12 protein-coding genes and 1 riboswitch are annotated in these 20,559 nt (G+C 65.6%); of the genes, 8 read left to right on the forward strand and 4 right to left on the reverse strand.

Features of this window, described 5'->3' with window-relative positions; all coding sequences use genetic code 11:
• The first annotated feature begins 69 nt into the window (after positions 1-69).
• From XarjCFBP7645_RS15755 to XarjCFBP7645_RS15775, 4 genes are all read left to right on the forward strand, one after another.
• Positions 70-834: a phosphatase PAP2 family protein gene (locus tag XarjCFBP7645_RS15755; RefSeq protein WP_104538273.1), complete on the forward strand. Its 765-nt coding sequence runs from the start codon at positions 70-72 to the stop codon at positions 832-834.
• Positions 831-2,486 carry a phosphoethanolamine transferase gene (locus tag XarjCFBP7645_RS15760; RefSeq protein ID WP_104538274.1) on the forward strand — a complete coding sequence of 552 codons (1,656 nt, stop codon included), beginning with the start codon at positions 831-833 and terminating at the stop codon, positions 2,484-2,486. Before XarjCFBP7645_RS15755 ends, XarjCFBP7645_RS15760 begins: the two co-directional genes overlap by 4 nt.
• A 1,165-nt stretch (positions 2,487-3,651) precedes the next feature.
• Complete coding sequence (locus XarjCFBP7645_RS15770) at positions 3,652-5,670, forward strand: M2 family metallopeptidase (protein WP_104538276.1); 2,019 nt, start codon at positions 3,652-3,654, stop codon at positions 5,668-5,670.
• Positions 5,671-5,800: 130 nt separating this feature from the next.
• Positions 5,801-7,735, forward strand: a complete 1,935-nt coding sequence (locus XarjCFBP7645_RS15775) for an XVIPCD domain-containing protein (RefSeq protein WP_104538277.1) — start codon at positions 5,801-5,803, stop codon at positions 7,733-7,735.
• A 123-nt stretch (positions 7,736-7,858) separates the two neighbouring features.
• On the opposite strand, the gene XarjCFBP7645_RS15780 is transcribed toward XarjCFBP7645_RS15775, so the two are convergent.
• Positions 7,859-8,260: a hypothetical protein gene (locus XarjCFBP7645_RS15780; protein WP_016901679.1), complete on the reverse strand. Its 402-nt coding sequence runs from the start codon at positions 8,258-8,260 to the stop codon at positions 7,859-7,861.
• Between the two features lie 16 nt (positions 8,261-8,276).
• Positions 8,277-9,530, reverse strand: a complete 1,254-nt coding sequence (locus XarjCFBP7645_RS15785; protein WP_104538278.1) for a multidrug effflux MFS transporter — start codon at positions 9,528-9,530, stop codon at positions 8,277-8,279.
• Positions 9,531-9,785: 255 nt separating this feature from the next.
• Positions 9,786-9,901, forward strand: a riboswitch (glycine riboswitch).
• 98 nt (positions 9,902-9,999) lie between these two features.
• On the opposite strand from XarjCFBP7645_RS15785, the gene gcvP reads away from it, so the two are divergent.
• From gcvP to XarjCFBP7645_RS15805, 4 genes are all read left to right on the forward strand, one after another.
• On the forward strand, positions 10,000-12,933 hold the full coding sequence (gene gcvP, locus XarjCFBP7645_RS15790; protein WP_104538819.1) for an aminomethyl-transferring glycine dehydrogenase: 2,934 nt from the start codon (positions 10,000-10,002) through the stop codon (positions 12,931-12,933).
• A 427-nt stretch (positions 12,934-13,360) separates the two neighbouring features.
• The gene (locus XarjCFBP7645_RS15795; protein ID WP_104538820.1) at positions 13,361-15,010 is read left to right on the forward strand and encodes a carboxylesterase/lipase family protein; all 1,650 of its coding nucleotides are present in this window, start codon (positions 13,361-13,363) and stop codon (positions 15,008-15,010) included.
• Between the two features lie 23 nt (positions 15,011-15,033).
• On the forward strand, positions 15,034-15,888 hold the full coding sequence (locus tag XarjCFBP7645_RS15800; RefSeq protein ID WP_104538279.1) for an aldo/keto reductase: 855 nt from the start codon (positions 15,034-15,036) through the stop codon (positions 15,886-15,888).
• A 204-nt stretch (positions 15,889-16,092) separates the two neighbouring features.
• Entirely contained in the window at positions 16,093-18,201 is a 2,109-nt protein-coding gene (locus XarjCFBP7645_RS15805; RefSeq protein WP_104538280.1) for a catalase, read from the forward strand.
• Positions 18,202-18,963: 762 nt separating this feature from the next.
• Here the strand turns inward: XarjCFBP7645_RS15805 and XarjCFBP7645_RS15815 are convergent.
• Both XarjCFBP7645_RS15815 and XarjCFBP7645_RS15820 read right to left on the reverse strand, forming a co-directional pair.
• On the reverse strand, positions 18,964-19,689 hold the full coding sequence (locus tag XarjCFBP7645_RS15815; protein WP_104538821.1) for an AraC family transcriptional regulator: 726 nt from the start codon (positions 19,687-19,689) through the stop codon (positions 18,964-18,966).
• A 128-nt stretch (positions 19,690-19,817) separates the two neighbouring features.
• The gene (locus XarjCFBP7645_RS15820; protein ID WP_104538282.1) at positions 19,818-20,288 is read right to left on the reverse strand and encodes a hypothetical protein; all 471 of its coding nucleotides are present in this window, start codon (positions 20,286-20,288) and stop codon (positions 19,818-19,820) included.
• Positions 20,289-20,559 lie beyond the last annotated feature (271 nt).

A 20,559-nucleotide genomic window follows, 5' to 3' on the forward strand; every position in this document is an offset into this window, starting at 1 on the left:
TCCGGTCCGACCGCTTTCCGACATGCCACTTTCGAAGATGCCGGGCATAGACCACCGGCCGATGCTTCGATGACCACACTTCCCGTATATGCACCTGCCCTGGCGCGCACAGGTACCGTTGCGCAAACCCGCTTTCTGGTTCGGCATCTTTGGCTGCCGCTGGCCGGTGTGCTGGTGCTCAGCGCGCTGTTGATGGGCGCCGGCGGCGACCAGTGGGTTGCCGATGCGTTGTATCGGCTGGAAGGTGGACACTGGCAGCTCAAGGACCAATGGTTCGCCAGCGACGTGGTTCACCGCGTCGGCAAATGGTTGAGTACCGCGGCTGCTGTCAGCGTGCTGACGCTGGCGCTTGTGACCTGGTGCCGGCCGCGCTTGCGTGTGCTGCGCTGGCCTTTGACGTACCTGGCTGCATCGGTCGTGCTGTCGACCTCGCTGGTGTCCTTGCTCAAGTCCTGGACGGCGATGGATTGCCCGTGGGATCTGAGTCGTTACGGCGGCAGCCGGCCGATGATCGGGCTCTTCGAATCGCGCCATGGCATTGCCGCGTCCGGTTGTTTTCCTGCAGGCCACGCCAGCGCCGGTTATGCGTGGGTGGCACTGTATTTCTGTGCGTTGGCACTGCGTCCTGCGTGGCGTGGCCCGGCTTTGTGGGGGGGCATCGCGGCAGGGTTGTTATTCGGCGTCGCGCAGCAACTACGCGGTGCGCATTTTCTGTCGCACGACCTGTGGTCGCTGGCGGTGTGTTGGGGAACCGCACTTGCGCTGTACTGCGTGATGCTGGCTCGACCGCATCGCGCCAATGATGTGGTGTTGCGATCGGGGGATGCAGCATGAGCACCTATCTACCGCAATCGCGTGGGCTCAAGCGCCTGCGCGCACTGAGCTGGACGGCGCGACCGACAGTCTCGACCGAGACCTTGGTGCTGTTGGCGAGTCTGTTCTTCGCACTGGTCTGCAATCAGCTGTTCTGGCGCACGGCCATGGCCACGCATCCGGGCAGTCTCGGGTTTGCCATCTCATTGATGGCGTTGCTGGTAGCCGTGCACGCGTTATTGCTGGGCCTGCTGGTATGGCGCTGGAACGCCAAGCCGCTGCTGACGCTGCTGCTGTTCACCACTGCGCTGGCTGCGCACTACATGGACAGCTACAACGTCTACCTGGACGCGGACATGCTGCGCAACGTGCTGCATACCGACCACAAGGAATCGCGCGAACTGCTCACGCCCGGCTTGATCCTGCCGCTGCTGTGCTACTTCCTGATTCCGGCCGCCTTGTTGTGGCGCACGCACCTGCACGCACGCAGCATCGGCAGATCACTGGCAATCCGCTCAGGCTTTCTGCTGATGGTGGCAGTGGCCGGCGCCGCCGGCGCGATGCTGTCCTCGCAGGACATCTCCGCGCTGATGCGCAATCACCGCGAAGTGCGTTACCTGGCCACGCCGATCAACTACATCGTGGCGCTGCGGCAGAACCTCAAATCCGATTCACCGATCAAGCATGCGCCCAAACAACCGGTTGAACACGACGCCATGGCCACGCCACGTGCACCGGGAAGCCGCCCGCGCCTGCTGCTGGTGGTGCTGGGCGAAACCGCACGTGCGCAGAACTGGGGCCTCAACGGCTATGCGCGCCAGACCACGCCCGAGCTGGCGCAGGCCGGGGTGATCAATTTTCCCGACATGCATTCGTGCGGCACCAGCACCGAGGTCTCGGTACCGTGCATGTTCTCGCCGTTCGGCCGTCGCGATTACAACGAAGACATGATCCGCGGCCACCAGTCGCTGCTGCATGTGCTCGAACACGCCGGCATTTCCACGCTATGGCGCGACAACCAATCTGGCTGCAAGGGCGTCTGCGATGGACTGGAAATCGATAAGCTGGACGATGCGACCACGCAAGGGCTGTGCGCCGATGGCCGTTGCATGGACGAGATCCTGCTGAGCGACCTGGCTGCGCAAGTGCGCGCAAAGCCCGGCGACCGCGTGGTGGTACTGCATCAACTCGGCAGCCACGGGCCGAGTTACTTTGAGCGCTACCCGGCACAATTCGAGCGCTTCAAGCCGGTGTGCAAGACCGCCGACCTGGGCAGTTGCAGCCGCCAGAGCATCGTCAACGCCTACGACAATTCCATCACCTATACCGATCATTTCCTCAACCAGGCGATCCACACACTGCGCGGGCTGCAGGACTACGACACCGCGATGATCTACCTCTCCGATCACGGCGAATCGCTCGGCGAAAAAGGCCTCTACCTGCATGGCGTACCGTATGCGATCGCGCCCAAGGAGCAGACCCACGTACCGATGGTGATGTGGTTCTCGCCGGAATTCGCCCGCGACCGCGGCCTGGACGAAACCTGCCTGCGCCACCGTGCCAGCCAGTACACCGATCAGGACGCGCTGTTTCCGTCGATACTCGGGCTGATGCAGGTCAAGACCAGCGCCTATGCACGCGAGCGCGATCTGTTTGCGCAATGCACGGGATAAATGCGGCTGAATTTTCAAGCATGGCTTATCAGAGGCGCGTGCCCTAGCCGCTCGCGCCACACGCCGTGAATCCGTCCGTGGAGGCTCCTTGGCGGCATCCATGCCGCCAAGAGTCCCGCAATCGGCAAGGGCACCGCACTGGCAAGTTGGTCGGTGGCCACGTGAAAAGCTACTTGTCGCTCGCCATGCATCGGAAGTCTGGCCTGTGCATCAGCATCCAGCAACGCGCATCAAACACTGCGCTTAGATGTGTACACCAACCATCCCGACTGGTCCTTGCCCGCCCACCGTCGCGGGACCTTACGCGGCATGGATGCCGCGTAAGAGCCTACAAGGATGTACTTGCGGCGTGTCCTGCGATGGTGGGCGGACAAGGACCCCGCAGCCAAGCGGCAGATCAGCCGCTCTGTAGCCGATCTATTCGCGCTGTCCAGACCTTTGGAGCACGACGCCCAAAGCAATCGGGACTTCAAACCGTGGCCGCCTTTAATCGCAATCAGATGCTTAAATCAAAAGCTCGGCTCGTCGAGTGCGCGGTGCCCTCACCGCTTGCGGGACACGCCGTGAATCCGTCCATGGAGGCTCCTTGGCGGCATCCATGCCGCCAAGGGTCCCGCAACCGGCAAGGACACCGCACCAGGAAGTTGGTCGGCTGCTTTCTTGAAGACTTGCTGTGCGGCTTGCGATGGACAGATTTTCGGACGCACGACGCTCCGAACAACGCGCATCAGGCACTGCTCTTACCGTGCACACCGACTATCTCGACGGGTCCTTGCCTGCCCACCGTCGCGGGACCTTACGCGGCATGGATGCCGCGTAAGAGCCTACAGGGACGTACTTGCGGCGTGTCCTGCGATGGTGGGCGGGCAAGGGCCCTGCAACCAAGCGGCAGATCATCCGCTCTGCAACTGATCCGCCTGCACCGTTCCATCAACCCAATGCAACCGGTCCCCCAGTCTTGAAGCAGCTGGCAGTACATCGCGAGCAAACAGGTAACGGCCGTGCCCGCCCGCGGTGGGCATGCAATGTGGCGCTTGCTCTGACGAGCACACATGGCGAGCACAGATGGATTTGCAGCCCACCCAAGTCGCGTGCACCGTGACAGCGCTTGCGGTGGAACCCGACGCGCTCTAGCCTGCGTCGGACTTCACCGCAAGGACCATCTGTGAATCCTCGTTTGTTGTGGCTGGCACTGGCCGTGGCCACCGGCACCCTGTCACTGTCGGCCTGCCGTCAGGACGCGGCAGCACCCGCCAAGCCTACTGCCACCAAAACTGCGCCGGAGGAAAGCGCCGACCAATTCGTCGCACGCATCAGCGCCGAGTACAAGGCCGCGTATCCGGAACTCACCGCCGCGCAGTGGTTGTCTTCGACCTATATCAACGGCGATTCGCAGCTGCTGGCCGCCAAAGCCAACGAGCGCTCGCTGACACAACTGGACCGCTGGATCGCACAATCCAAGCAGTATGCAGGCACCCCGATGTCGGCCGACAGCGCGCGTGCATTGCAACTGCTGAAATTGATGAGCGCCCTGCCCGCCCCACGCGACCCGGCCAAGCTGGCAGAGCTCACCCGGATCGCCGCCAAGATGGAAGGCGATTATGGTGCGGCCAGTTATTGCGTGGGCGATGGCGAACAACGCCGCTGCCGCCAGCTTGGCGAGCTGGAACACGTGCTGGCCAGTAGCCGTGATTACGCCGAACAATTCGATGCCTGGCAGGGCTGGCATGGCACCGCAATCCCGATGCGCAAGGACTACCAGCGGTTTGTCGAGCTCGCCAACGAGGGCGCGCGCGGGTTGGGCTTTGCCGATGTCGGCGTGCTGTGGCGCAGTGGTTACGACATGCCGCCAGCGCAACTGGCCAGCGAAACCGACCGTCTCTGGGAGCAGGTCAAGCCGCTGTACGCACAACTGCAGTGCTATGCGCGCGGCAAGCTCGATACGCAATACGGCAAGGACAGGGGCGAGCTCGCCGGCGGCATGTTGCCCGCGCATCTGATGGGCAATATGTGGCAGCAGGACTGGAGCAATCTGTGGGACCTGCTGCAGCCCTACCCGGGTGCGGGCGATCTGGACATCACCGCGGCGCTGGAAAAACAATACCAGGGCAACCTGAGTGCGGTGCTGGCACGCAACACCGGCACAGACGGCGGCAGCGGCACACGCTTCCAGGCCGAGCGCGAAGCGCAGCTGCGTACCGCAAAACAGATGACCGAGCGTGCGCAGGATTTCTACACCTCGCTCGGCATGCCCAAGCTTCCCGACACCTATTGGCAGCGTTCGCAGTTCATCAAACCGCTGGACCGCGACGTGGTCTGCCACGCCAGCGCGTGGGACATGAACATGGGCGGCGAAGCGACGCAGAACATCGGTGCGGACGTGCGCACCAAGATGTGCATCAAGCCGACCGAAGAGGATTTCACCACCATCTATCACGAGCTTGGGCACATCTATTACGACCTGGCCTACAACCCGCTGCCGCCCCTGTTTCAGAACGGTGCCAACGATGGCTTCCACGAAGCGATCGGCGACACCATCGTGCTGGCGATGACGCCCAAGTATCTGCAGTCGATCGGCATGGTGGGCGAACAACAAACCAGCCGCGAGGCGCTGATCAATTCGCAGATGCGCATGGCGCTGAGCAAGGTCGCCTTCCTTCCGTTCGGCCTGATGATCGACCGCTGGCGCTGGGGCGTGTTCGACGGGTCGATCCCCCCCGAGCATTACAACCAGGCCTGGTGGGAACTGAAGGCCAGGTACCAGGGCGTGGCACCGGCGAGCCCACGTGGCGAAGAGTTCTTCGATGCCGGCGCCAAGTACCATGTGCCCGGCAATACACCGTACACCCGGTATTTTCTTGCGCACATCCTGCAGTTCCAGTTCTACAAGGGCCTGTGCGAAGCCGCCGGCCATCAGGGCCCCTTGTACGAGTGCAGTTTCTACGGCAACAAGGACGCCGGGCAGAAGTTCTGGTCGATGCTGCAACGTGGTTCCAGCCAACCCTGGCAGACCACGCTGAAGGAACTCACCGGCAACGACCGCCTGGATGCCGGCCCGATGCTGGACTACTTCGCACCGATGAGCGAGTGGCTGAAGCAACAGAACCAGGGGAAATTGTGCGGCTGGCAGGCAAGCGCACCCGCGGCCACCAGCACTACGCCTGTGCCTGCCGCAACGCACTGACGCACGCGCTTCTAGCGGCATGCGGCGGCCGTCACCCTGGCCGCCGCATAACGTTGATTTGATAAACGCATAAAACGCCGGCGATATACTGCGCGCCCGCTGCACCGGCGCAGCATGCAGGACGCATCCAATGAACAACGCCTCCACCGGCCCGGACCCGCGCGACGTAGACCGCGACAAGCAGTTCATCGACGACGCAAACGACCGCGCATTCGACCCGATCTACAGCAGCAAGCGCAGCGACTACGCGCTGGAAGTGGGTGGCAGCAACATCGAGCTCAGCCCCGAAGATCAGACGGTCAAGTATTCCCATACCAGCCAGCACAGCAGCGGCAGTCCGACGCAGCCGCTGGGCGAGAACAGCCTGCGCAGCAGCCGCTCGCTCGGCCTGGGCAAGCTCAGCGACGCCGAGGCGAAGACCACCACCTTCAACCTCGAGGCCGATGCCAACACCGGCCAGCAGCAACGCCTGCAGACCAGGCTCGGCGACAGCAAGCTGAGCATCGAGGCCAGCACCAGTGCCGGGCAGCGCATGCGGTACGCCCTGACGCTGCCCGGTGCCGACCAGCCTGCAGAGGCGGCCACCCGCGTCAATCCGCTGCAGCCGGAAAGCCTGCCGATCGGCGCGCGCGCAGTGATGGACGCCCAGACCTACACCCAGCGCGACGCCTCGGCGAGTCTGCAACACCTCACCATGCAAAGCGAAATTACCGAAGCGAGCGGCCGCAGCTACCTGATCGAGCGGGTGGACGAGCGCCACGTGCGTGTGGTGACCGGGCCCAACGCAGCCATCGAGGCGGTGAACGCCGTTGGCCTGAAGGCGGGACCGGCGCAGGCCCTGCTCGGGCGCGCCGACGCCCTGGGCCAGTCGCGTGTGGAGAGCGCGCAGTTCGACCTGGCCGATCCGCGTGCGCGCGCAGCCATGGGCGCGTTCATGCGCGAGGGCAAGATGGCACCGGGCGTGCCCGGCGTCGATGAACTGCAGACGCTGGAGCGGGTCGACTTCAGCTCGCAGCAGCGTCTGCAGCTGGAATTGGGCCCGCTCAGCGCCGATGTGGCCGGCAACCGCAACCAGGGCAGCCAGGTGCGCATCAGCACACCGGGCCAGGACGGCTACACCTTGGTGCAGCAGCTGCAATACGGCGGCAACGTGCCGCTGACGATCGTGCGCCAGTACGACGGCAACGACACCGAGCGCGTGCAGGAACGCAGCTACCGCTTCGAGATCGATGGCGATGTCGCCGCGCCGGGGTTGCTGCAACGCCTGGGCGGGCGCAACGAGGCCAGCGAGGAAAAGGCGATTGCACAGAATCTCAACAGCGCACTGAGCGGCGACATGGCGGGCACCGGTGCGATTGCGCCAGGGCAGAAGACCACGCTGGCCTTCAGCGAGGAGCAGATGCAGGCGCTGATGCAGCAGACCCAGACTAGCGTCGAAGCCGGCAGGATCGGCGGCAGCGCGCTGACGGCGCTGGTCGGCGACCGCAACGCCGCGCCGCAGTCACCCGAACGCTTCGCGCTCGCGATGGCCCGCAATGTGGGCGGCGCACCGTATGCATTCGTCGAGCGGCTGCAGCGCATCGCCGACGGCGCCGATGGAACATACGACGGCCGGTTGCAGCGCATCGATGCCGAGGTACTTCCGCGCCAGGCGGGTACGGCAAGCGCGGCTTCGGACCTGCGCAATCCGGCCAGTCCGGACCATGCGCTGCTGAGCCAATGCACCGCAGCCGTGGAACAACTGGAAGCCGCGCGCGGCCGCGTACCCGATGCGGACAGCGAGCGCCTGGCAGCCGGCGCGCTGGTGGCCGCACGCGAGCACGGGCTGCAGCGTGTCGATCACGTGGTTCTGGGGCGCGACCCGGCACAGGGCTTCGTGGTCCAGGGAGCGCTGGATTCGCCGGCGCACCTGCGCGGACCCTTCGATGCGCAGGCCGCGCAGCAGACGCCGGTGGACGACAGCCTGCAGCGCGCGCAGGCTGTGGGCGCCGAGCAGGATCGCAACGCCGCCGCGCAGGAACAGGCGCAGCAGCAGGACGTCCAGCGACAGGCGCCGGCGCGCTGATCCAGCGCAGCATTGGCCAATGCTGCGATGAGCGCTAGCGCACTTCGGTCTCCAACACCGCCCATCGACGTTGAATGGGCAGTGTCCGAAGCCGGCTTCGCCGACACCGCTGCGTGCATGGCCTCAGTTGGTACGCGCGGGCACCAGCTTCTGCGCGAACTCGATCCGGAACGCCTCGAAATCCCTGCCGTCGGCGGCCGCCTCGGCATGCGCCGCGTCCTTGAGTGCGTCCGAATAGGTCAGCCGTACCGGCGTGCCCTGGCGTTCGTGCAGCTCGGCCGCGCGCATGATCAGGGCCAGCACCTGGGCGGCACTGGTGCTCTCGCCGGCGATGCGGCCGTCCATGCCCAGCACCCATTCGCCGTCGCGGCGGACGATGCCGGCCAGCAGCGTGCGCTGCTGGTCGCGCAGTTCGGCATGCGGCTCGATCGGCGAGACCGGCGCGGGATTGGCGGCGGCCTGGTTGCGCTGGCGCTCGGCGGCGCGCTTGCGGGCATCGCGGCGCAGCTTGGAATCGGTGGACATGCAGGCTCCTGTGAGGTCAGAGATGGTCGGCCGGCTCCAGAGGCACTGCCTCTTCGGCCTGGCGGCGACGTAAGCGGCGGCCGCTGCGGCGTTCCCAACGCCAGAATAGCCAGCCCAGCAGGAAAAAACCGGTCATGCCGATCGCCAGATGGCGCGGGTGTTCACTCAGCAGCGGCGACAGCACCCCGGCCACCAGCGTATTGGTCATCAGCTGGGTGAAGGCCTGCAGCGAGGAGGCCAGGCCGCGCTGATGCGGATACATGTCCAGTACGGCCAGCGCCAGGATCGGGAAGATCAGCGCCATGCCCACGCCGGCCAGGAAGATCGGCAGCACCGCCCAGGGCAGGGCGATCTGCGCCGCCGTCATGGTGTAGCCCAGGTTCGCCAGCGCCGCCACGCCGCAGCAGATGAAGCCGATGCGGATCTGCCGCACCGGCTCCATGCTGCCGGCCATGCGCCCGGACAGGAACGAGCCCAGCGTCATGCCGCCGATGGTGGGAATGAACAGCCAGGCGAAGTCGCCCTCGCCCAGGTGCAGGTGGCGCATGATCAGCACCGGCGCCGAGGCGATGTACAGGAAGATGCCGGCGAAGTTGAACGCACCGGCCGCGGCCAGCCGCTGGAAACGCGGGTTGAAGCCGATCCGCACGTAGTCGTGCATCAGGCGGCGCAGCTGCAGCGGCGTGCGCGCCTCCGGCGGATGGGTCTCCGGCAGCCAGGTCAGCGTAGCGATCAGCAACACCAGCCCGAATGCCACCAGAAACCAGAAGATCAGCGGCCAGCCGGCACCGCTGAGCAGGATCCAGCCGCCGATGATCGGCGCGATCGCCGGGGCGATGCCGAAGATCATCGACACCTGGCTCATCAGCCGTTGCGCGTCCGCGCCGTGGAACAGGTCGCGGATCACCGCCCGCCCGACGATCATGCCCACCCCGGCCGACAGGCCCTGCAATGCGCGGAACGCCAGCAAGGTGGACAGATCCTGCGACAGCGCGCAGCCCACCGAGCCGACGATGAACAGCACCAGCCCGCCCAGGATCACCCGCTTGCGGCCCCAGGCATCGGACAACGGGCCGTGCGCGATGCTCATCAGCCCGTAGGCGAGCAGATAGACGCTGATGGTCTGCTGGATCGCCACCTCGTCCACCGCCAGGCTGCGGCTGAGCCGCGAGAACGCCGGGAAGATGGTGTCGATGGAAAACGGGCCGAACATCGCCAACCCGGCGAGCAGCAGCGCCATGCGACGGGTGGAAGGCGTGGTGGGGGGCATGCAGGGATCCGAAACGTGGTGCATCGGGGTGACGCACGCCGACGCTGGCCTGGGGGCAGCGTCGGGATGAGCACAGGGGCGTCGATGATAGGCGCTCGCCGTTGCAAGGTTAAGCAACCCCGGTGACTGCGCCCGCCTGCCACCGCTCCTGGGGCCCCCCGCAGGCTATAATCGGCCGGCAACATGGTGGGAGAAGCGGCACTGCCGCTGCCGAAGGCGCAACAGCCCGTAATCGCTCAGGCCCGATACCATCCGCAGTACAACTCTGGAGAGACCGGCCGATGCCGGCGCCGAAGGGGCACGGAACGCAGGCAGGCCCCAGCGCCATGCCGCGTTCTTAAACTCTCAGGCAAAAGGACAGAGGGGCGCGAGGAAGACTGTCGCTGCGACAGGAGGTGATGCGCTGCGCGCGTCACGCCGGTCCGGCGGCGGTCGACCATTCGTCTGCCCTCTGCCCCGGATGCCCGCCATGTCCCAGACCACGTCCTGCTTGCGCGACCTCGAACATCACAGCGCGTTCGTCGAACGCCATATCGGCCCCAATGACGCAGAAATCGCACAGATGCTGGAGGTGGTCGGCCACGCCTCGCTGGATGCGATGACCGATGCGATCGTGCCCGGCAACATCAAGTCGCCAGCGGCGCTGGCGCTGCCGGAGGCGATCACCGAAGAAGAGGCGCTAGCCAAGATCCGCGCCATCGCCAGCAGGAACCAGGTGCAGCGCAGCTTCATCGGCCAGGGCTATTACGGGACCCATACGCCGAAGGTGATCCTGCGCAATATCCTGGAAAACCCGGCCTGGTACACCGCCTACACCCCCTACCAGGCCGAGATTTCGCAGGGCCGCATGGAAGCGCTGATCAACTTCCAGACCCTGTGCGCCGACCTCACCGGCATGCAGATCGCCAATGCCTCGCTGCTGGATGAGGCCACTGCCGCGGCCGAAGCGATGACGCTGGCCAAGCGCTCGGCCAAGTCGAAGTCGGACACCTTCTTCGTGCACGACGCGGTGCACCCGCAGACACTGGAACTGCTGCGCACCCGCGCCGAGCCGCTGGGCATCGTGCTGCGCGTCGGCACGCCGGAAGAAGCCTTGCAGGCCGAGTGCTTCGGCGTGTTGCTGCAGTACCCGGACAGCTTCGGGCACATCGGCGATCACGCTGCGCTGGCCGATGCCGTGCACGCGCGCGGCGGCCTGGTCGCGGTGGCCACCGACCTGCTGGCACTGACCCTGATCGCCGCGCCCGGCGAATGGGGCGCCGATATCGTGGTCGGCAACTCGCAGCGCTTTGGCGTGCCGTTCGGCTTCGGTGGCCCGCATGCGGCCTTCATGGCCTGCCGCGATGCCTACAAGCGCTCGATGCCGGGCCGGTTGATCGGCGTGTCGATCGATGCCGCCGGCAACCCGGCGTACCGCCTCACCTTGCAGACGCGCGAACAACACATCCGCCGCGAGAAGGCCACCTCCAACATCTGCACCGCGCAGGTGCTACTGGCGGTGATGGCCTCGATGTACGCGGTCTACCACGGCCCCGAGGGCCTGACCCGCATCGCACGCCGCACGCATCGCCTTGCTGCGATCCTGGCCGCCGCCCTGCGCGGTGCCGGCGTCACTGTGGGCGAGCATTTCTTCGACACCCTGCATGTCAAGGCGATCGATGCCGACGCCATCCACGCCAAGGCCCGCGCGGCCGGCATCAACCTGCGCGCGATCGACAGCGAAGCGGTCGGCATCAGCCTGGATGAAACCAGCACGCGTGCCGATGTGGTTGCACTGGCCGCGCTGTTCGGTGCGCAGGCAGACGTGGACGCGCTCGATGCGGCCACCGCCGACGCGTTGCCGCACGGCCTGCTGCGCAGCAGCGCGTTCCTGACCCACCCGGTATTCAATACCCACCACAGCGAGCACGAACTGCTGCGCTACATGCGCTCGCTGGCCGACAAGGACCTGGCGATGGATCGCACCATGATCCCGCTGGGCAGCTGCACGATGAAGCTCAACGCCACCGCTGAAATGATCCCGGTGACCTGGCCCGAGTTCGGCGCGATCCACCCGCTGGCCCCGGCCGAGCAGTCGGCCGGTTACGCGCAGCTGATCGAGGAGCTGGAAGCGATGCTGGTCGAATGCACCGGCTACGATGCGGTGAGCCTGCAGCCCAACTCCGGCGCGCAGGGCGAGTACGCCGGCCTGCTGGCGATCCGCGCCTATCACCGCGCGCGCGGTGAAGCGCATCGCGACATCTGCCTGATTCCCGAATCCGCCCACGGCACCAACCCGGCCTCGGCGCAGATGTGCGGCATGACCGTGGTCGTGACCAAATGCGATGCCAACGGCAATGTCGATGTCGACGACATCCGCGCCAAGGCGGAAAAGTACTCCGAGCGTCTGGCCGCGTTGATGATCACCTACCCGTCCACCCACGGCGTGTTCGAAGAGGACGTGGTGGCGATCTGCGAAGCCGTGCACGCGCATGGCGGCCAGGTCTACACCGACGGCGCCAACATGAATGCCCTGGTCGGCGTGGCCAAGCCCGGCAAGTGGGGCTCGGACGTGTCGCACCTGAACCTGCACAAGACCTTCTGCATTCCGCATGGCGGCGGCGGCCCGGGTGTGGGCCCGTGTGCGGTGAAGTCGCATCTGGCGCCATACCTGCCTCGTGCCGGCATCCATGCCGGCGAAGGTCAAACTGCCGCCATCCATGGCGGCGGACTCAACTCCGAAAGCGGGAGTGGACACTCCTCGCGCATCGGCGGCATGGTCAGCGCGGCGGCCTACGGCTCGGCCTCGATCCTGCCGATCAGCTGGATGTACGTGACCATGATGGGCAGTGGCGGTCTGCGCAAGGCGACCCAGGTGGCCCTGCTCAATGCCAACTACATCGCCAAGCGCCTCAGCTCTCATTACAAGACGCTGTACACCGGCCGTAACGGCCTGGTGGCGCACGAGTGCATCCTCGACGTCCGCCCGCTGGAAAAGGCCAGCGGCATCGGCGCCGAAGACATCGCCAAGCGCCTGATCGACTTCGGCTTCCATGCGCCGACGCTGAGCTTCCCGGTCGCCGGCACCTTGATGGTGGAGCCGACCGAAAGCGAATCGCAGCACGAACTGGACCGCTTCATCGACGCGATGATCCAGATCCGCGAAGAGATCCGCGCCATCGAAGACGGCCGCCTGGACCGCGACGACAACCCGCTCAAGCACGCCCCGCATACCGCCACCCAGGTGTCGGCCAGCGAGTGGACCCACGCCTACCCGCGCGAACTGGCCGCCTTCCCGCTGCCGGGCCTCAAGCAGCAGAAGTACTGGCCGCCGGTGGCGCGCGTGGACAACGTCTACGGCGACAAGAACGTGATGTGCGCCTGCATCCCGGTAGACGCGTACAAGGACGACGTGGAGGCGTAAGCGCCACCACCAGGTAAAAAAGCGAAACCCAGCCGGTCACACGGCTGGGTTTTTTGTTGCCGTGCCGGGAGGGGCCGGCGCTTCTGCCAACATAGGTTTTGCGTTTGTCACAGCCGGGGCGATGGGCGGCGCTTCATGGGCAGCGGTGAAAGATTGGCCTCCGGCGCGTGCTGCGCTCATCGCAGCATCGCACTCGACCAGGCGACAGCCATGCCATCTGCGCCTCGCCGGCGGATGCATCGACAGTTCCGGCAGGACAACTGCGCCGGAAGCTGCACATGCGCCGCAGGCAGCGATACCCGCTCACTCCCCAGCGATGCGTGTACCCGGCCATCGCATGCGGGTGCCTGCCAACCACACGTTTTCCTGCCCTACACGTGCGAAAGAGATGATGACCGACGTCCTCACGCACATGGCAGACCTGCGCATGCTTCAACTGAAACACATCGGCATCCTCCTGCTGGCGGCTTGCACGCTGACCGCCTGCGCGCCACGCCGCCCTGGCGAGGTGCCGGCACTAGTGCATGCGGCCGATGCGCAGGCCGAGGTGGTGCAGACCGATGCCGGTGCAATCCGCGGTGTTGCCGGTGCGCAGGGGCGGGTGTTTTTGGGCGTGCCGTTCGCCGCGCCGCCGGTGGGCGCTTTGCGCTTTCGCGCGCCGCAGGCGGCGCCAGCCTGGACGGGAGTCCGCGCTGCCACCCAGGCCGGGCCGGCGTGCCTGCCGCGTTATCGCTTCGGGCAGAAGCAGGTCTCCGAGGATTGCCTCACCCTCAACGTCTATGCGCCGCCCGGCCCCGCGCCGGCGCATCCGCGCGCAGTGATGGTGTGGATTTACGGTGGCGCGCTGGAGCTGGGCAGCAATGTCGACTACGACCTGAGTGCGTTGGCGGCGCGGCAGAACGTCATCGTGGTGGCGCCCAATTATCGGCTGGGGGTGTTCGGTTTCTTTGCGCATCCGGCGCTGCGCGGCGAAGGCGAAGGCGCGTATGCCTTGCAGGATCAGCAGGCTGCGTTGCGTTGGGTCGGGCGCAATATCGCCGCCTTCGGTGGCGATGCGCACAACGTCACCGTGTTCGGCGAATCGGCCGGTGCCTGGAGCATCTGCTATCAACTCGCCTCCCCGGGCGCGGCCGGTCTGTTCCAACGCGCAATCCTGCAAAGCGGCAGTTGCCTGGCCAGCGATTCCAGCCTGCCGCGCGCCGAGGCCGAGCGCGGCGGTGCGCGCATGGCGCAGACGCTTGGCTGCGAGCGCGCAAGCGATGTTGCCGCATGCCTGCGCGCACTGCCTGCCGAAACCGTGGCCGATGCCAAACCGCAGCGACGTGGTTTGACCGGCAGCGACGCGTGGGCGCCGATGTCCGGCGGCGAGGTCTTGCCGTTGCCGCCCGCCGAGGCGATCGGCAACCTGCAACATACGCAGGTACCGGTGCTGATCGGCACCAACCGCAACGAAGGGCGGCTGTTTGCGCAGTTGCTGTCCTACATCGGCAAGCTCAACCTGCGCAGCGGCTATGAGGCGCGCCTCAAGCGCATGCATGCCGACCCCGCAGCGATCCTGGCGCGCTACGCGGACGTTGCCGCGCAATCGCGCTGGGATGCATTCGCCGACATCGTCACCGATGGCGGATTCGCCTGCCCGACACGTCGGCTGGGCCAGGCCTTGCGCACCCACGCGCCGGTGTATGCGTACGAATTCGACGACCCGCAGGCGCCATACGGCCTGTTGCGCCTGCCGCTCTCGCATCCGTTGGGCGCGTATCACGCATCCGAGCTGGTGTATCTGTTTCAGCGCCCGTGGGTGCTCAGTGGCAAGCCGACGTTTACTCCGGCGCAGCAGGCCTTCGCCAACACGCTGCAGGATTACTGGGGCGCATTTGCGCGCACCGGCGACCCCAATGGGGCTGGCCGTCCGCAGTGGCCGCGCTTCGATGGCGACGCTCCGTTGACGCTGTCGCCCGGCAGGATCGGCGCAACGCCCGACTTCGCGCAGCGGCATCGCTGCGCGTTCTGGGATGCACAGGCAACGCTAACGCTGCCGCACGCGGCAGCAACGCCGGCACAGTCACCCTCGCATTGATCGCATCGTCCAGGAGCCCCCCCATGTCCGTCCCCACCTCATCCCCCTGCCCCACGGTGCGCCTGCGCAACGGGCGCAGTGTGCCGGCACTCGGGCTCGGCTCGTGGAATCTGGGCCAGGGGCGACACGCGCCGCAGCAGGAGATCGAGGCGCTGCAGACAGGCCAGCAATTGGGCATGCGCTTGATCGACACTGCCGAGATGTATGGCAATGGCCGGTCCGAGCAACTGATCGGCCAGGCCATGGATGACGTGCAGCGGCCTTATCTGGTATCGAAGGTCCTGCCGAGCAATGCCAGCGCGCGCGGCATCGCGCGTGCCTGCGAGGCCAGCCTGCAGCGGCTTGGCGTGCGCACACTGGATCTGTATCTGTTGCACTGGCGCGGCGGCAGCGATCTGCGCGAAGTGGTCGATGCCTTCGAGGCCCTGCGCGATGCCGGCAAGATCCGCGACTGGGGCGTGTCGAACTTCGATGTGGACGATCTGCAGGACCTGTGGTGCATCGATGGCGGGCAACACTGCCTGGTCAATCAGGTGCTGTATCACGCCGGTAGCCGTGGCATCGAGTTCGACCTGCTGCCGTGGTGCGCGCAGCATCAGGTGACGGTGATGGCGTACTCGCCGCTGGGCAGCCGCGCATTGCTGGATCATCCGGTGCTGCACGCGATCGGCGAGCGACGCGGTGTGGCCGCCACTGCCGTGGCACTGGCGTGGGCGATCCGCAGCGGCCAGGTCATTGCCATTCCCGAATCGGGAACGCCTGCGCACGTGCGCGCGAATGCAGCGGCGTGCACGCTGCAACTGGACGCGCAGGACCTTGCCGAACTGGACCGTGCGTTTCCGCCCCCGACCCGCAAGCAGCCGCTGGACCTTCTGTAGTCGCGTGCAACGGTCGCGTTCGCTGCACGCACTTGCAAACGTGCGTCGGTACATTGCGTGACAGACGCATCAGGCAGCCGCGACCCAGCGCAAGTTTCTGGCGGCATGTGAGTATTCGTTCGCATGCAGACACGCGTACTTAACAGCGCCACTCCCAGGCTCGGCGGACCAGCCCGCATTTCAAGCCCGCCAGAGTGGAGTCCCATGCCCAAGTCCCCCAGTAAGTCCGCGCAACTTCCGTCCACCGCTGCTGCCAGCGCAACTCCCGACACGTTGCGCGGTGCGGGCGATGAACTGCATCAGAAGGCCGGCGGCACGCATCCGCAGCTGACCACCAACCAGGGCATTCCGGTTGGCGACAACCAGAATTCGCTGCGCGCCACGCCGCGCGGGCCGACGCTGCTGGAAGACTTCATCCTGCGCGAGAAGATCACCCACTTCGATCACGAGCGCATCCCCGAGCGCATCGTGCATGCGCGCGGAAGCGCGGCGCATGGCTATTTCGAGCTGACCAAGTCCTTGAGCCAGTACACCACCGCCAAGATCTTCACCGAAGTCGGCGAAAAGACCCCGCTGTTCACGCGCTTTTCCACCGTCGCCGGTGGCGCCGGCTCGGTGGACACGCCGCGCGATGTGCGCGGGTTTGCGGTGAAGTTCTACACCAAGGAAGGCAACTGGGATCTGGTGGGCAACAACATCCCGGTGTTCTTCATCCAGGACGCGATGAAGTTCCCCGACCTGATCCACGCGGTGAAGATGGAACCGGACCGCGGTTTCCCGCAGGCCGCCAGTGCGCACGACACCTTCTGGGATTTCATCTCGCTGAGCCCCGAATCGATGCACATGATCATGTGGGCGATGAGCGACCGCACCATTCCGCGCTCGCTGCGCATGATCGAAGGCTTCGGCATCCACAGCTTCCGTTTCCTCAATGGAAATGGCGACAGCACCTTCGTCAAGTTCCATTGGCGCCCCAAGCTCGGCCTGCAGTCCACGATCTGGGACGAGGCAGTGAAGATCGCCGGCGCCGATCAGGACTTCCATCGTCGCGATCTGTTCGAATCGATCCAGAGCGGCGACTTCCCCGAGTGGGAACTGGGCGTGCAGCTGTTCACCGAGGCGCAAGCCGATGCATTCCCGTTCGACCACCTGGATTCGACCAAGGTCATTCCCGAAGAACTGGTGCCGTTGCAGATCGTCGGCCGCATGGTGCTGGACCGCTGGCCGGACAACTTCTTTGCAGAGACCGAACAGGTGGCGTATTGCCCCGCCAACATCGTGCCGGGTATCGACTTCAGCAACGATCCGCTGCTGCAGGGCCGCCTGTTCTCGTATCTGGATACGCAGCTGAGCCGCCTGGGCGGACCGAACTTCCACCAGATCCCGGTCAATGCGCCCAAGTGTCCGTTCGCCAACAATCAGCGCGACGGCCATATGCAGATGGGCGTGCCCAAGGGCCGTGTCGCGTACGAGCCCAGCTCGCTGCAGGCCGATGCACCGAGTGAGGCGCTGCGTGGATTCCCCAGCCACGCAACACCGGCCGAAGATGGTGCCAAGGGCCGCGTGCGCGCAGAAAGCTTTGCCGATCACTATAGCCAGGCACGCATGTTCTTCCGCAGCCAGACTGCACCGGAACAGGCGCATATGGCATCGGCGCTGGTGTTCGAGTTGTCCAAGGTGGAAACCGCGCACGTGCGCGAAGCCATCGTCGGTCACCTGCGTCACATCGACCCGACGCTGGCGCAGCGCGTGGCCGATGGCATGGGCATGACCACTTTGCCGCCTGCACCGCCGGCTGCGGTCGCGCCGACCGATATGCCGCTGTCGCCAGCCTTGCAGCTGATCGGCAAGATGAAGGACACCTTGCAGGGCCGCACGGTCGGCATCCTGATTCACGACGGCTCCGATGCAGCGACGATCAAGGCCGTGCGCAAGGCCGCCGAAGCTGCCGGTGCCACGGTCAAGATCGTGGCACCGAAGCTGGGCGGCGCCAAGCTCAGCGACGGCAAGCAACTGGCCGCCGATGGTCAGTTGGCCGGCACACCGTCGGTGGTGTTCGATGCGGTGGCGGTGGTGTTGTCTTCCGAGGCAGCTAAGGCGCTGACACGCGAATCGGCAGCGCTGGACTTCGTCAGCAATGCGTGGGCGCATCTGAAGGCGATCGCCTACGACGACGGCGCACAGCTGCTGCTCAAGGCAGGGAATGTCGGCAAGGACGCAGGCGTGATCGCGGCGGCAGATACCAACGCATTCATCACTGCCGCCAAGACCCGCCAGTGGGCACGCGAACCGAAGGTGCGCATGCTGGCGTAATCGCATCCGCATGGATTGCACAGGCCTGGGCGCGAACGACTTCTATGTCGTTCGCGCCCAAGTCGTTTATGCAGGCAGCACTTCATCGTCGATAGTGCAGCCAACGCATCCTCTGCGATGGCCAGCTTTCAACCCTTCTTTTAGCCGCACCTGATAAACGACGCTGCGATTTGGAATCCCGGCTGTCTTTACGTTGTTGCGCGGTCATGTCTTTGGGGTGTCGGTGCGCGCGGCTGGGTCGGTAGTAGAGCAGTGGGCTGCGACTCGGCTGGAAAGGCCCTTGCCCGCCCACCATCGCGGGACACGCCGCAAGTACGTCCGTGTAGGCTCTGGCGCAGCATCCATGCCGCTCAAGGTCCCGCGACGGTGAGCGGGCAAGGACCCGTCGAGAGGGTCGGTGCGCAAAATTAAGAGCAGTGCACGCTGCGACTTGTTCGCTACATGCGCCGGCGCAATGTCGGACGCACGTCGAGCGATAGGCAGCTTTTCACCCGGCCACCGACCAACTGTCTGGTGCGGTGCCCTCGCCGCTTGCGGGACCGTGTAGCGGCATGGATGCCGCCACCGAGCCTCCACGGACGGATTCACGGTGTGTCCCGCGAGCGGTGAGGGCGCCGCACACTCGACGACTAGACTTTTGACTGCATCTACCAAACGGGGATGCAACCTGGAATCCGATGGATTCACGCAGTTCCCCGCAAGCATTACAGAGGAGCCGTGCTCGGCTAACTCAGCAGCTGAGCAGCCGTCTTGTCGGATGCGCTAAGCCAGTTCGGCAGGAAACTGTGCCGCGTTCGCCAGCGCGCGGTACTCGCGTGGCGTCATGCCGGCCGCCAGCTTGAATTGCCGCGCAAAGGCGCTCTGATCGCTGAAACCGCAGGCATGCCCGATTTCGGTGAGGCTCTTGTTTCCGTGCAGCAGATGCATCGCCATCTGCAAACGCAGCTTGGCCAGCACCTGCTGCGGGGTCAGTTGGAACACCTTGCGGAACGAGCGTTGCAGCTTGGACATCGAAAAACCGGTGATCTCCACCAACGCCTGCATGCGCACGTTCTGCGCGTAGTTGGCGTTGAGGTACGCCAGCGCAAGCCGCAATTTTTCGTACTGCGATTCGTGCCCGTCCTGCGGGCCCAGGTCGCGCGAGATGCCGATGATGCCCTGCACCTTGCCGTCGACCAGCAGCGGACGTTTGCAGGTCAGACACCAGCCCGGTTCGCGGTTGGCGAACAGGTGCAGTTCCAGCAGGTTGTCGATCACTTCCCCAGCCAGCACCTGCTCGTCCTGATTGGCGTAGTTTGCGCCCAGTCCGCTGGGATAGACCTCGGCAACGCGCTTGCCGATCAGTTCCTTGCGCGATTTCAGGCCCAGGCGCCGCAGCATGGTCTGGTTGACATGGGTATAGCGGCCCTCGCGATCCTTGACGAAGAACAGCACGTCCGGCACCGCATCGAACAACGCTTCCAGATCGGCAGGATCGATGCTCTTCATGGAGGTCATGCAGGACTGGACTCGGGATCAGGAAAGACGCAGCTGGCGATGACACGCGCCACCGAGGCAGGCCGCAGCGCATGCAGCGCCATGATACGCCGCGCGTACCAGACGCCGGCGCACCGCGCTCAGCGCGGGGTGTCGGCCGCGTTGGACGCGGCCGGCGCAGCCTTGCTGTCCACCGCCGCTGCGGTGGGATTGCCGATGCGATCCAATGGCACCTGTTGCGCGCGCCACCCACTGACCACCGCCGCACCGGACTGCGAGCCGACCTGCACCTGCAGGCGCGCACTGCCGCCGGGGGCGATGAACTCGATGGCGCAATCGCCGGCGGCCATGCAGCTGTCGGCGGCGAGCGGATCCACCAACTGCCAGCCCTGCTCCATCACCGCATGCGCAAACGCGCGGTAGCCCATGCCGGCCTTCAGCGCTGCCGGCAGCGGCACATCCGGATCGCTGATCACCGCATCGGTGCCGACGGCGGCAGGCGCAGACACGGGCGCACGTGCAGGCACGACCGTGGGCCGCGATGCGGCATTCAGGGCAGGACTACAAACTAGGGCGAGCGCCCACAGTGAAGGGCGGAACAACGTGCGCATGCGGACGGCCTTGCGATCCTGGCAGGAGACTGGTGATGTTAAAGAATCGCTATTTTGACATGGCTTGGGTGCGCTGCGGCACTGCTGGCTCATGATGGCATTCAGCCAGATACGGTGCTCCAGGCCATCTCGGCCTGCTGCAAGCGGACTCATCCTGTCAGGCTCGACGTGGCACCTGCGGACATCGCCTGACGGGCGAGGCGCGGCTGCGCATGCGTCGGGTCGTGCACCTGACTAACCCCCTTGATGGCTGGCACGGCGCGGAGTCGCC

Origin of the sequence: Xanthomonas arboricola (assembly GCF_002940665.1) — a bacterium.
Lineage (GTDB): Bacteria > Pseudomonadota > Gammaproteobacteria > Xanthomonadales > Xanthomonadaceae > Xanthomonas > Xanthomonas arboricola_B.